General features: G+C 30.6%; 13 protein-coding genes. 9 read left to right on the top strand and 4 right to left on the bottom strand.

Annotated elements, in window-relative coordinates:
- Complete coding sequence (locus PB7211_RS02515; protein ID WP_008544488.1) at nt 1-663, bottom strand: hypothetical protein; 663 nt, start codon at nt 661-663, stop codon at nt 1-3.
- Nucleotides 663-1607 (bottom strand): mitochondrial fission ELM1 family protein, encoded by a 945-nt coding sequence (locus PB7211_RS02510; protein ID WP_008545504.1) that lies wholly within the window; start codon nt 1605-1607, stop codon nt 663-665. The genes PB7211_RS02515 and PB7211_RS02510 overlap by 1 nt, the downstream gene beginning before the upstream one ends.
- A gap of 21 nt (nt 1608-1628) precedes the next feature.
- On the opposite strand from PB7211_RS02510, the gene trxB reads away from it, so the two are divergent.
- Genes trxB through PB7211_RS02490 form a run of 4 tightly spaced genes read left to right on the top strand, consistent with a single transcriptional unit; the run spans nt 1629 to nt 5243 of the window.
- Nucleotides 1629-2573, top strand: coding sequence for a thioredoxin-disulfide reductase (gene trxB, locus PB7211_RS02505; protein ID WP_008545435.1), 945 nt, complete (start codon nt 1629-1631; stop codon nt 2571-2573).
- Between the two features lie 3 nt (nt 2574-2576).
- Nucleotides 2577-3248 carry an SDR family NAD(P)-dependent oxidoreductase gene (locus PB7211_RS02500; protein ID WP_008544300.1) on the top strand — a complete coding sequence of 224 codons (672 nt, stop codon included), beginning with the start codon at nt 2577-2579 and terminating at the stop codon, nt 3246-3248.
- A gap of 5 nt (nt 3249-3253) precedes the next feature.
- The gene (locus PB7211_RS02495; protein ID WP_008545442.1) at nt 3254-4201 is read left to right on the top strand and encodes an ADP-ribosylglycohydrolase family protein; all 948 of its coding nucleotides are present in this window, start codon (nt 3254-3256) and stop codon (nt 4199-4201) included.
- Between the two features lie 19 nt (nt 4202-4220).
- A complete protein-coding gene (locus tag PB7211_RS02490; RefSeq protein WP_008544174.1) occupies nt 4221-5243 on the top strand; it encodes an NAD-dependent epimerase/dehydratase family protein in 1023 nt (340 codons plus the stop codon).
- Here PB7211_RS02490 and PB7211_RS02485 read toward each other — a convergent pair.
- Together PB7211_RS02485 and PB7211_RS02480 are read right to left on the bottom strand one after the other, a co-directional pair.
- On the bottom strand, nt 5240-5890 hold the full coding sequence (locus PB7211_RS02485) for an NAD(P)H-binding protein (protein ID WP_008544543.1): 651 nt from the start codon (nt 5888-5890) through the stop codon (nt 5240-5242). The genes PB7211_RS02490 and PB7211_RS02485 overlap by 4 nt on opposite strands.
- Before the next feature lie 3 nt (nt 5891-5893).
- The gene (locus PB7211_RS02480; RefSeq protein WP_008544380.1) at nt 5894-7081 is read right to left on the bottom strand and encodes a pyridoxal phosphate-dependent aminotransferase; all 1188 of its coding nucleotides are present in this window, start codon (nt 7079-7081) and stop codon (nt 5894-5896) included.
- 35 nt (nt 7082-7116) lie between these two features.
- Here PB7211_RS02480 and uvrB point away from each other — a divergent pair, with 35 nt between their 5' ends.
- From uvrB to uvrC, 5 genes are read left to right on the top strand one after another with little or no spacing between them, the layout of a single operon-like run.
- Entirely contained in the window at nt 7117-9288 is a 2172-nt protein-coding gene (gene uvrB, locus PB7211_RS02475; protein ID WP_008545344.1) for an excinuclease ABC subunit UvrB, read from the top strand.
- Nucleotides 9270-10022 (top strand): SDR family oxidoreductase, encoded by a 753-nt coding sequence (locus PB7211_RS02470; RefSeq protein WP_008545967.1) that lies wholly within the window; start codon nt 9270-9272, stop codon nt 10020-10022. The genes uvrB and PB7211_RS02470 overlap by 19 nt, the downstream gene beginning before the upstream one ends.
- Nucleotides 10019-11029 (top strand): hypothetical protein, encoded by a 1011-nt coding sequence (locus PB7211_RS02465; RefSeq protein WP_008545969.1) that lies wholly within the window; start codon nt 10019-10021, stop codon nt 11027-11029. Before PB7211_RS02470 ends, PB7211_RS02465 begins: the two co-directional genes overlap by 4 nt.
- A gap of 3 nt (nt 11030-11032) precedes the next feature.
- Nucleotides 11033-11458 carry a dihydroneopterin aldolase gene (locus PB7211_RS02460; RefSeq protein ID WP_008545921.1) on the top strand — a complete coding sequence of 142 codons (426 nt, stop codon included), beginning with the start codon at nt 11033-11035 and terminating at the stop codon, nt 11456-11458.
- Nucleotides 11445-13280 (top strand): excinuclease ABC subunit UvrC, encoded by a 1836-nt coding sequence (uvrC, locus tag PB7211_RS02455; protein ID WP_008544121.1) that lies wholly within the window; start codon nt 11445-11447, stop codon nt 13278-13280. The genes PB7211_RS02460 and uvrC overlap by 14 nt, the downstream gene beginning before the upstream one ends.

Below are 13280 nucleotides of genomic sequence, written 5' to 3'. Positions count from 1 at the left end.
TTAATCAACTTTCCAGTCTGTTTCAAAAGTCACATAATTGACTTGCAAACATCGTCTCTCTTTTAGAATTTTCTTTTTTTCCATTCCATGCCAGGTATTTGGACCACTAGTAAACATGTATCCATAATTATTTTTGTAAGGAACTGTTTTAACTTTTTCTAACTTGTCATTATAAAAATCTGTACCTAAGTCCTCAGACTCGTTGGCATTATTAACAAATATTAAGCCAGACATTAGTTTTTCCTTAATATCACAATGGGGTTTTAACCAAAATCCTTCACGATCACAGATAACCTCAAGTCTAACATATGAGTTTGATAAATCTTTATCAATCATTTTAGAAATGGTTTCGTGAACTTCTTTAGATTGTAGCTCATTAATAAATTTTACCAAGTTTGGAAATTGTTTTTCATTTTCTTTTGTAACAAAACATCTAAATTTTATTGCTTCACCACCTGAGGCTATTCCCTCTCTAAATTCAGCTGCACCACCATCAATTGCTCGAGTTCCATCATAATCTAAATTATGTTTACTAACATCTGGAATATCTGCTTTAACAATTTCTTCAATTGCTTCATCTGAAAGCGCATTATGATATTCCCAATGATTAAACGGGAATTCGTTTTTTTTTGATTGATTTTGAATTGAATTTAAAAATGACATTAAAAATTTATTTTTTGTTTTATAATTTTAGCTACCCTATTTGTTTCATCTAACTTTTGATAGTTCCAATTTTCTACTTCTTCACCTAAATTTCTAGTAATATTTAATTCTCTAAATAAATTTCTAAATCTTTGAAATCTTTTGTCATTTTTTTTTGGTAAAATGCTAGCTATATAAATTGGTTTTCCAGTTAAAGCTGTTTCTGAGATCATTGAGCTAGAATCACATGTAACAATGATATTTTGAGCTATTGCTAAAGCTGATAGATAGGCCTTCTTATCAACATCCATTATCACTGTATGATCACCTCCAAAATAGTCATTTGCATATTGAATAATACTAGTTGGTGTTCTCATTGATGGTATTATTACTAATTGAAAATTATGTTTTTTTGATAACTTGCTAAGAGTTGTAAAAATTTCTTTAATATTTTTTGTCGAATAATCATAATATTTGGTTGGCCCACCCATAATTAAAGTCCAAATTATTCTCTCATCTTTTTTGATAAAAGAATTTAAATAATCCTTATTTTCATTAATTTCATTTTCAGTAAGATAATGAATAGCTCCTTTAGTGCTAATTACATTTTGACCTTTAATTGAATCATGTTCTGGAGCAACAATAAAATCAAAATGCTTTAAGTCTACTTTTGGATCTTGAATATGAATATTAAATACTTTCTTATTTGAATTATTTTTTAAATGAATTGATGGAATAACACTTTTACGACCACAAGATATAATGACATCAAAATTTTCATGATCAATTTTTTTATAAACACTTTGTGAGATTGGTGTTATTTTTGGAGGAACCATTTTCCAAAAATTATTTAGTTCAACTGTATGGTGTGTAAAATCTATATCTAAAGCTTTTGCCAATCCTTCTACTTGGCTAATCATGCCATGCATTCCCTGAGTTAATAATATGCCTTTTAATTTTGTCATTTATACTTATATAACTTCTCTATGAGTGATAATCCAACTAAACACACAAAAGTGTTAATAATTGGATCCGGTCCTGCCGGATACACCGCAGCTGTTTATGCAGCACGAGCAATGTTAAATCCAATTTTGGTCTACGGTTCTGCTCCTGGTGGACAATTAAGTACAACAACAGATGTAGAAAATTATCCTGGTTTTGCTGATGTAATTCAAGGACCTTGGTTGATGGATCAAATGAAAGATCAGGCTAAAGCTGTTGGAACTGAAATGATCGAAGATCATATTTCTTCAGTAAATTTAAAATCTGTGCCATTTGAAGCTTTAGGAGACAGTGGCCAAAAATATACTGCGGATAGCATAATTATTTCAACTGGTGCACAAGCGAGATGGTTAAATTTAGAGTCAGAACAAAAATTTAGAGGCTTTGGAGTGTCTGCATGTGCTACTTGTGATGGTTTCTTCTTTAAAGATAAAGAAGTTGCAGTTGTTGGTGGTGGTAACGCAGCTGTTGAAGAAGCAATGTTTCTTACAAAGTTTGCATCAAAAGTTAAGCTAATTCATAGAAGAAATGAGTTAAGAGCTGAAAAGATGCTTCAAAAGAAATTAATGGAAAATAAAAAAATAGAAATTATTTGGGATAGTGCTGTTGATGAGGTTATGGGTGACGGAGAACCTAAAAATGTTACAGGAATTAAAGTTAAAAATTTAAAAACTAACAATGTAGAAGAAATGAAAATTGATGGATTGTTTATTGCAATTGGTCACGATCCTGCAACTGCATTATTTAAAGAGCAATTAGATATGGATAAAGAAGGTTATTTAATAACTAAACCAGACTCAACAGAAACTAATATACCTGGGGTTTATGCTGCAGGAGATGTAAAAGACAAGACTTTCAGACAAGCTGTAACTGCTGCTGGAATGGGCTGTATGGCTGCGCTTGAAGCTGAAAAACATCTGTCATCATAATGAATGAGTGAGTTAGCTTTAATTGTTGGAGCAGGGCCAGGCTTGAGTGCTTCTATCGCAAGACTTTGTGCTTCAAATAATATGAAAGTTATTTTAGCTTCAAGAAATATTGATAAATTAAATTCGATAAAAAAAGAAATAAATGCCACTACAATATCGTGTGACTCAAGTGAAATTAAAAGTGTTCAAAAGTTATTTAAAGACGTTGACAAAATTGGAGTACCAAATTTAGTAATTTATAACCCTTCTATGAGAATAAAGGGCTCAATTACAGATCTTGATCCTATACAAACACAACAGGCAATTAATGTTACATGCTTTGGTGCATTTTTGGTAGCTCAAGAAGCGTCAAATAGAATGTTAAAAAGAAAAAGTGGAAGTATTTTTTTTACTGGAGCATCTGCTGGTGTTAAAGGCTTCCCAAATTCGTCTGTATTTGCAATGGGAAAATTTGGTTTAAGAGGTCTTGCTCAATCATTAGCTAGAGAACTTCATCCACAAAATATTCATATAGGACATTTTATCATAGATGGAGCTATAAACGATGAGCCCTTTGGTCAGTATCAAACTATGCATCCAGATGAAATTGCAAAAGTATATCTTCAGTTTCATAAACAAAAAAAAAGTGTTTGGGCATGGGAAATTGAATTAAGAACATCGGTTGAGAGTTTTTAAATTTAATGAAAAATAATCTACATGTTTTTTTAGGAGCAACTGTTGCTGATGCGGCGGCTAGACCTTTGCATTGGGTTTATAATCAAAAGAAACTGCTTACCTATATTAAAGGAAAGAAAGATTTTACTTTTTTAAAAAAAAACAAAAGTCCTTTTTACAATATCAAAACTGGAAAAGTTTCAGGCTATAATGAAGTTGGCCAAGTCATGTTTGAAACATTGATTGAAGGACATGAAAATATAGAAGAAAGATTTAAAAAGAATATTACAAAAAACTTTGGACCAGGAAGTGTGTATTGGAAAAACCTTAATTTAAGAGCCAAATATAGAAAGGTTAAAGATTGGCGAGGTATAATTAAAGGACCTTGGATACATCAGAACATCATTGAAACAGTAAGAAATATTAAAACTAAAAAGAAATTAACCGGTGGCACTAAAGTAAACGAGTCTGATGGCTATTGCGCTGCTCTACCCTATTTTTTATATGGTTATGATTTTAATAGCTTAAAAAAAATTATCTCCACAGTTACTGTTTCAAAAATAAGCCTTAAGTATGCTTTGGCTAAGTTTCATTTAATAGATTTGGCTCTAAAAGGTGTGAAAGATCCGATAAATGAATTTTTAAAAAAGTTTAAAAAAAATTCATATTTTAAAAGTGTTGTTGATGACATTAAAAAAGTAAAAAGACTAAAATCAAAACCTCACACAATAGTGGTTAAAAAATTAGGAATGGCGTGCAGCTATCCTGGGACTTTTAATGGCTCAATACACTCAATTATTAATTCAACAAATTATAAGGGTGCAATTTTGAAAACAATTAAGGCTGGTGGTTGTAACTGTTCTAGAGTTAATTTCATTGGAGCATATTTTGCAGCTTTAAAAGGTATTAATTCAATTCCTAAATCTTGGATAAAAAAAACAGATCGTGCTAAAAAGATCTTGAGTCAAAAATAATATAGAAAGTACCAATAAAATGAATAACAAGGTGTTACTAACTGGAGTAAGTGGATGGATTGCTAAACATACTGCAATAGAATTATTAAATTCAGATTATGAGGTTTTAGGAACAGTAAGAAATGATAGTTTAATTGAACAAACAAAAGAAACTATAAATAAGCACGCTCCAATAGATAATTTATCATTTGTTGAATTAGATCTTTTGAAGGATGATGGTTGGAATGAAGCAGCTCAAGGTTGTAAATATATAATGCATCTTGCGTCTCCATTTCCTTTTAAAGTATCTAATAACAGAAATAGTTTATTAGCGCCCGCTGTAGATGGAACGTTGAGAGTTTTAAATGCAGGTTTAAATGCTAACATTGAACAATTTATAGTGACCTCTTCAATTGCAGCTATGTTTAGAAAACCAATTAGAAGTAATCCATATTCATTTGATGAAAATGATTGGACAGATGAAAACTGGAAAGAGGGAGTGGGAGATTATTTTTTATCAAAAACAAAAGCTGAAAAAGCAGCTTGGGAACTGATGGAAAGTAAGAGATTAAAAAATAAATTAACTGTGATTAATCCTGGTGGAGTATTTGGCGATGCCTTAGATAAAAAAGGAGGAACTTCAATTGAATATGTTAAACAATTTATGAAGGGTAAATTTCCCGCAGCACCAAAATGGGGAATTTTGATTTCGGATGTAAAAGATGTTGCAAAGGCACATGTGGCTTGTATCGGAAATACCAAAGTTGGTGGAAGAAGATTAATTGTTGGAAAAGAAGTAAAAAAATTAATTGAGTTATCTCAAATAATGGCTGAAGCAATGCCGGAGTATGCAAAAAAACTTCCTAAAAAAGAACTACCAAATTTTATGGTAAAGTTAATTAGTTTTTTTGACTCTAGTGCTAAAACAATGATTCCAGACCTTGGGATCACGATGCAAACTGACACAAGTTATGCCGAAGATTTATTGGGATTAAAATTTAATCCTGCAAAAGGTTGTATATCTGAAACTGCTAAATCTGTTGTAAGATTAGGACTAGTTTAAAATAGTTCTGCGATTTCGTTAGACTCGAAGATATTTTTTTCTAAATTTTCATTTGCAACTATGATCATTGCTTTTGCAACTGTTTCTGAATGAATCGGTCTCATTTTCTTTAAAGGTCCCAAAAGGAAAGGTGAAATTAAATTAAAAAAATAAATACCTATTGTTTCACCCACCCTCTTTTCTTTTCTATTTCCCATTAAAAAGGAAGGTCTCATTAACGCTAATTTTGGAAAATCAAGTCTTTTTAATTCTTCTTCAACTAATCCTTTAAATCTTACATAGTCCCCTGAGCTTTTAGGATTTGCATATAATGCAGATACAAAAATAAATGAATTAACCAAATTTGATTTTGCAATTTTTGCAATTTCTTCAGGAATATCAAGTTCAATATTTCTATATTCATTTTTATCTGGTGAATTTTTTTTTGTAGTGCCAATACAAAAGAAACAATCATCTCCTTTAATGTCTTCTTTATGATTTTCTAAATTATTAAAATCTGTTTCAATAATTTCAATCTTTGGATCATCTATTTCTATTGTTGAACGAACAAATAACTTAATCTTGGAATAATTGTTATTGCTGATTAATTGATTTAAGAGATGACTTCCAACTAACCCTGATGCACCAAATAATAAGGCTGTTTTCACCTCTTAAGATAAACTTTCACAAAAAGATTTAATTCTTTCCATTGCTTTTTTTAAATTTTGCATTGAAGTAGCATATGAAATTCTAAAATATCCATCTAAACCAAATGCAGAACCTTGAACTACTGCGACATTTGATTTTTCTAATAACTTTTGGACAAATTCTGTATCAGTTTTTAATTTTGTTTTCTTATTTAAAAGTCCTTTACAGCTTGGAAATACGTAAAAAGCTCCATTAGGAGTTAAACAATTAATTCCTTCAATGTTATTTAGACTTTTAACTACAAAATCTCTTCTTTCTTTAAAGGCTTTTGATCTTTTTTTAATAAATCCTTGGTTTCCATTTAAAGCTTCAACAGCCGCTGCTTGACTTATTGAAGACGGGTTAGAAGTTGACTGTGATTGAATTTTACCAATAGCTTTAATTATTTCTTTTGGGCCCGCAGCATAACCTATTCTCCATCCTGTCATTGCATATGATTTACTTACACCATTCATAGTAAGGGTTCTGTCTTTTAATTTTGAATTTTGAGCAATAGTATAAAAATTAAAATTATCATATTTAATATGCTCATAAATATCGTCACTTAAAATATGGACTTTTTTATTTTTAATTAAAATTTTTGCCAGATCTTGAATTTCTTTTTTTGTATATCCTGCACCTGTTGGATTTGATGGTGAATTAAGAATTATCCATTTTGTTTTTTTTGTAATCGCTTTTTTTAACTTTGATGCAGTAAGTTTGAATCCTTCTTGCTCTGTACATTTAATTATTTTTGGTTTTCCTCCTGCAAGTAAAACCATATCAGGATAAGATACCCAAAAAGGTGCTGGAATTATTACTTCATCACCTTTGTTCAATGTTGCCATGAATGCGTTGTAGAGAACTTGCTTACCTCCAGTTCCAACTGTTATTTGATCGGTTGAATAACTTAATTTATTTTCTCTTTTAAACTTCGCAATAATTGCTTTTTTCAAAGCAGGGGTTCCATCCACTGCTGTATATTTGGTGTCACCACTTTTAATAGCTTTGATTGCTGCGTTCTTTACGTTATCCGGAGTATCAAAATCAGGCTCACCCGCACCAAGACCAATAACATCTTTACCGGCAGCTCTTAATTCTCTTGCTTTTTGAGTTACAGCGATTGTTGGTGATGGTTTAATTCTTTTTAAACTGTCTGATATTATGCTCATTGAAATATAATTTTAATCCTCTAGTTTTATAGATAATGCAGAATACTTATCAAGATTTAATTACCGAAATTCAAAATAAAGATCCTGGGATTAGTCCTAAGCTCGAGGGAGGTAAAAAGTTTCAAATGAAAACTGATTTTAAGCCTGCAGGTGATCAACCAGAAGCAATTAAACAATTGGTCAATGGTGCAAATAAAGATCAACTTAGTCAAGTTTTGCTTGGTGTTACTGGATCTGGAAAAACATTTACAATGGCTAAGGTTATTGAGAAAACAAATAGACCAGCTTTAATTCTTGCCCCAAATAAAACATTAGCTGCTCAACTATATGGAGAAATGAAATCTTTCTTTCCAGATAATGCAGTTGAATATTTTGTATCTTACTATGATTATTATACTCCGGAAGCATACGTTCCACGTTCAGATACCTATATTGAAAAAGAGGCATCAATTAATGAGCAAATTGATCGAATGCGTCACTCAGCAACAAGATCATTACTTGAAAGAGATGATGTCATTATTGTCTCAAGTGTATCTTGTATTTATGGGTTAGGTTCTGTTGAGGCTTACAGTAAGATGACGCTAAGCTTAAAGACTAATTATGATTATAACAGAGAAGAATTAATTAAATCTTTAGTAGCGCTTCAATATAAAAGAAATGATCAAAATTTTTATCGTGGAACTTTTAGAGCTCGTGGTGAGTATTTAGAAATCTTTCCATCACATTTAGAAGACCGAGCTTGGAGACTAAGTTTATTTGGAGATAAATTAGAAAAAATTGAAGAATTTGATCCACTTACAGGAGATTTAGTAAATGAGCTTGATGTAATTAAAGTTTATGCAAATAGCCATTACATCACTCCAAAGCCTACAATCGAACAGGCAATAATTAAAATTAAAAGAGAGCTTGAGATAACTTTAAAAAAATTTAAAGAGCAAAATAAATTACTTGAAGCGCAAAGATTAGAGGAAAGAACAAAATTTGATTTGGAAATGATCGAAGCAACTGGCTCATGTGCTGGAATTGAAAATTACTCAAGATTTTTATCAGGTAGAAAACCTGGAGAACCACCCCCTACTCTATTTGAATACTTTCCAGATAATACTCTTATTTTTGTTGATGAATGTCATGTAACAGTTCCTCAATTAAATGGAATGTATAAAGGCGATAGATCAAGAAAAAGCAATCTTGCAGAGTATGGGTTTAGATTACCCTCATGTATGGATAACCGTCCACTTAAATTTGAAGAATGGGATGCAATGAGAACTCAAACAGTTTTTGTATCAGCCACACCTGGGCCTTGGGAGTTAAAACAAACAAAAAATAAGTTTGTTGAACAGGTAATTAGACCTACCGGATTAATTGATCCTCCGGTTGAAATTAGACCTGCTAAAAATCAAGTTGATGACTTAATGCATGAGTGTTTAAAAGTAATTGATAATAATTATAGAGTGTTGGTAACCACTTTAACCAAAAAGATGGCTGAAGACCTAACAGAATACCTTCATGAAAACGGTATTAAAGTAAGATATATGCACTCAGACATAGACACTTTAGAGCGTATTGAGATTATGAGAGATCTAAGGCTTGGAGTATTTGATGTTTTGGTTGGTATTAATCTTTTAAGAGAAGGTCTTGATATACCTGAATGTGCATTAGTTGGGATTTTAGATGCTGACAAAGAAGGATTCTTAAGATCTGAAACTTCTTTAATTCAAACAATTGGAAGAGCAGCGAGAAACTTAGATGGAAAAGTTATTCTTTATGCGGATAAAGAAACTAAAAGTATTAAGAATGCAATAAAAGAAACTGATAGAAGACGAACTATTCAAGTTGCCTATAACAAAAAACACAAAATTGATGCAAAAACAATAAAGAAAGAAATTGGAGATGTACTTGAAAGTGTTTATGAAAAAGATTACGTAAAAGTTGGTACTGATGAAAATATTGGAGGTAATCTTAAAAAACACTTAAAAAGTCTTAACAAGAGAATGAAAGAAGCTGCAACCAACCTCGAGTTTGAAGAAGCAGCTAAAATAAGAGATGAAATTAGAAAACTAGAAGCTTCTGAATTAGAAATTACTTTAAATCCTAAAGTAAAAAAATATAGTTCAAATAATAAAATTTATCCAAAAGGTAGATCAACTATGGGTTTACCAGGTACAAGAGCCCAAAAAGGAAAAAAGAAATGGAAGCAAACAAAATAATTATTACTGGTGGTGCTACTAGAATGGGTGCTGCTATTGCAAAAAAATTATCTGGTCCAAATATTGAGATAGTGATCCATTATAATAAATCAAAATCAAAAGCAGAAAACTTAAAAAAAGAATTAGAAAAGTATGACACTAAGATTTACTTAGTAAAAGGAGATTTAAGTAAAGAAACTGATGTAAATAAGATAGTTAAATTTGCAAAATCAAAATTAAAATATTTTGATTGCCTGATAAATAATGCATCCCTTTTTGAAAATGATAAATTAGAAAATTTTACAACAGATAGTTGGGGACAACACTTAAGAACAAATTTAAGAACACCTGCTCTACTATCTAAAGAATTTGCAAAAAATATTAAGGGCAAGAATAACAATATTATTAATATTATTGATCAAAGAATATTTAAATTAACTCCTTACTTCTTTTCATATACAATAAGTAAAACAGGTCTTTATACTTTAACTAAAACAAGTGCCATGAGTTTGGCTCCAAATATAAGAGTAAATGGAATAGCCCCAGGTCCAACGATTAAAAATAAAAGACAAAGTGATAAACACTTTAAAAAACAATACTTGGCTACCCCTTTAAAAAAACAGGTTGATGTTAATGAAATTTGTAATGCAGTTGACTTTTTTATTAAAAACAGATCTATTACCGGACAAGTTTTAGCAATCGATAGTGGTCAAAATTTAAACTGGCAAACACCAGATGTTATAGGTAAAGAATGAAAAAAATTTTATTCATCTCAACTCTCATAGTTTTGTTATCTTCAGTTTCTTATGCACGAGAATGTAAAACTGGAGATATAAAGGGTGATGCTTTTATCTATAGCGATGGAAAGAAAGTAAAAATTATTAAAGGGACAAACATTCCTGATCCCTCTAATAAAATTATTATGATTTTCAACAAAGGAGGATGGAAAGTTGATAAAAAATGGGGCGAATGCAAAGATCATGTGCCAAAACAATTAGGTCAAATATCTGGAACAAAAATAAATGGTAAAGAATTGGTCTTAATGTTAAATGGCAGACTACATAAAGCAGGTGGAGATGATGGACATGGATGTGGATGGAAATTCAAAGGTGCATTTCACCAACCTTGGTACGATTGTATTTTAGAAAACTGGGGAATAAGTAAAAGAGCTAGTGTAAATAAAGAATTAATTGATGAACTAGTTTCAAAGGGGACTCCCAGAAATCAAATTTTTATGTCAGGTATATCTTGTGGTGGAATTGATACATTGAGACACAAAGGTCTTTACCCAGAGGATTTCAATGCAACAATTGCTTTTATGCCTAACTGTTGGGATAGAAGACCCGATACACCTCTTCGAAAAATGCAGATCGATGAATTAAAAAGTTTTGAAAGAATTGATGCATTAGTTTTTCACAGTCCCGTGGATGGCGAGGGAGATTGGAGAAGCAATAGTGTTTGGATGAAAAAAGATTTAGGAAATATTCCCGGTATACAATGGATCGACACTCCTGGTCATACAGGAAAAGATATTGTTGTAAATGGTAAAAAGTGTGGAATTAAAGATAAGATGAAAGGTGGATGGGAAGAAGCTTGGCCTGAAGGAAAAGAGAAACTAACAAGTGAAAAAAAATTCATTAAAGTTGATAAGAAATTATATAAAGAAATGAAGAAAAAAGGTGCAGGACATTACCTGGTTTCATATTCTTGTTTTAGTTATTATCATCCAATGATTATAGAATTTATAGAATCTAGAATTTAAATTATGAAAAAGAATAATTTCAAAATTATTAAAATAGATAAAAATAAAAGTTTATTTAATTACGAAAAAAAAATTCTTATTAAAGATCTAACCTTAGATTTAAAACTTGGCTATTACGAATTTGAAAAAGAGAAACCTCAAAAAGTTAAATTTAGCCTTGAGATTGATTACGAAGATAAAAAACCAACCAGTGATAAAGATATCAAATCTATTGTAAATTATGGACAAGTTGTAAAATTGATTAAAAAACTTACCAAAAATAAGCACTACAACTTTTTAGAAACACTTGCAGAAGATGTTTTTGATGTTTTGTTTAAAGATAAGAGAATTGGAAAAATAATGCTTCAAATTGAAAAACTTGAGATATTAAAAGAATGTACCTCTGTTGGTATTCAAATTACCAAAAAAAGAAGTCATGAAAAGCTCTGATCTTGGAAAAGAAGTAATAAAAAAAGAACTTCCACTAATTCCTAAAAGTCCTGGCGTTTATAGAATGCTCAATCATAAAGATGATATTCTTTATGTTGGAAAAGCCAAAAACCTTCCAAATAGACTTAAAAGCTATGTGTCAGAGAAAAATCATATCATTCGAACAGAGAGGATGTTATCTCAAACATTTAAAATTGAGATCACAACTACGGCTAATGAGAGTGAAGCATTGCTTTTAGAGGCTAATTTAATCAAAAAACATAGACCAAAATTCAATATTTTACTTAAAGACGACAAGTCATTTCCCTTCATATTTATTGGTGAAAAAGAACAATGGCCAAGGGTTACTAAGCATAGAGGCAAAAAAGAAAAGGAAGGATTTTACTTTGGTCCTTTTGCGTCGGCAGGTACTGCTAATTGGACAATTAAAATGCTACAAAAAATATTTCAGTTAAGAGTTTGTGATGAAGGAACTTTTAAAAATAGAAAAAGACCATGTATACTTTATCAAATTAAAAGATGTTCTGGTCCTTGTGTGGGTTACATTGATAAATCTGATTATAAAAAAACAGTTGATCAAGCTATTCAATTTGTATCTGGTAAATCAAGAGATATACAAAAAAATCTTTCTAAAGAGATGGAAGCTGCAAGTGACGAGCTTGATTACGAAAAAGCTTCAATTTTCAGAGATAGAATAAAATCTTTAAATATTATTCAATCTTCACAAAGAATTAATGAAGCAAATCTTGTTGATGCTGACGTTATCGCTGCTTACAAAGAGTCTGGTAAAGCTTGTATTCAGGTATTTTTTTATAGATCAAAACAAAATTGGGGAAACCAAGCTTATTTTCCAAAACATGATCCTGATCAAAATATTTCAGAAATTATGTCCTCTTTTTTAATGCAATTTTATGAAAATAAAACTGTTCCAAAATTGGTTATTATAAATAGTGAAATCAACGATAAAAAACTAATTGAAGAAACTCTAAGTAAAAAAGAAGGTAATACCATTTCTATCAATACAGCAAAAAAAGGAACTAAAGCAAAAGTCATTGCTATGGCTGAAAAAAATGCCAAAGAGTCTTTAAATAGAAAACTTTATGAAACAAATAATAATAAAAATCTATTTGAGGGTATTATTAAAAAATTTGATTTAAAAAATACTATTAACTTAGTAGAAGTTTATGACAATAGTCATATTTCGGGGACCAATAGTGTGGGTGCTATGGTTACTTTTGGAAATGAAGGTTTTGTTAAAAAGAGATATCGAAAATTTGATATTAAGACAAAAGGTGCTGAACAAGATGACTTTGCAATGCTTAAAGAAGTCTTATCTAGAAGATTTAAAAGAGCAATTTTAGAGAAAGGTAATTATTTAACATTGCCTGACTTAATACTAATTGATGGAGGAAAAGGACAATATTCTTCTGCTAAAGAGGTGCTAAATGAGCTTGGTTTATATGATCTTCCCATGATCGCTATTGCAAAAGGTAAAATGCGAAATAATGGTGACGAAACTTTTTTTTATAATGGCAAAAGCTACAAATTTGAAAAAAATGATCCAACTTTATTCTTTATGCAAAGACTTAGAGATGAGGCTCATAGATTTGCAATTACTTCACATAGAGCTAAAAGAGCAAAAGGGTTATCAAAATCATTATTAGACCAGATCGATGGTATCGGAGCTATTAGAAAAAGGTCGTTATTAAACCATTTTGGCTCAGCTAGAGCTGTTGAGTCTGCTAGTTTTGATGAAATAAAATCTGTGGAAGGTGTTGAGGAAAAAGTAGCAAAAAAGATATATAACTTTTTTCACGAATAA

This window comes from Candidatus Pelagibacter sp. HTCC7211, assembly GCF_000155895.1.
GTDB lineage: Bacteria > Pseudomonadota > Alphaproteobacteria > Pelagibacterales > Pelagibacteraceae > Pelagibacter.
Note: the sequence above shows the minus strand (reverse complement) of the source record. Positions and strands in the feature narration are given on the sequence as shown.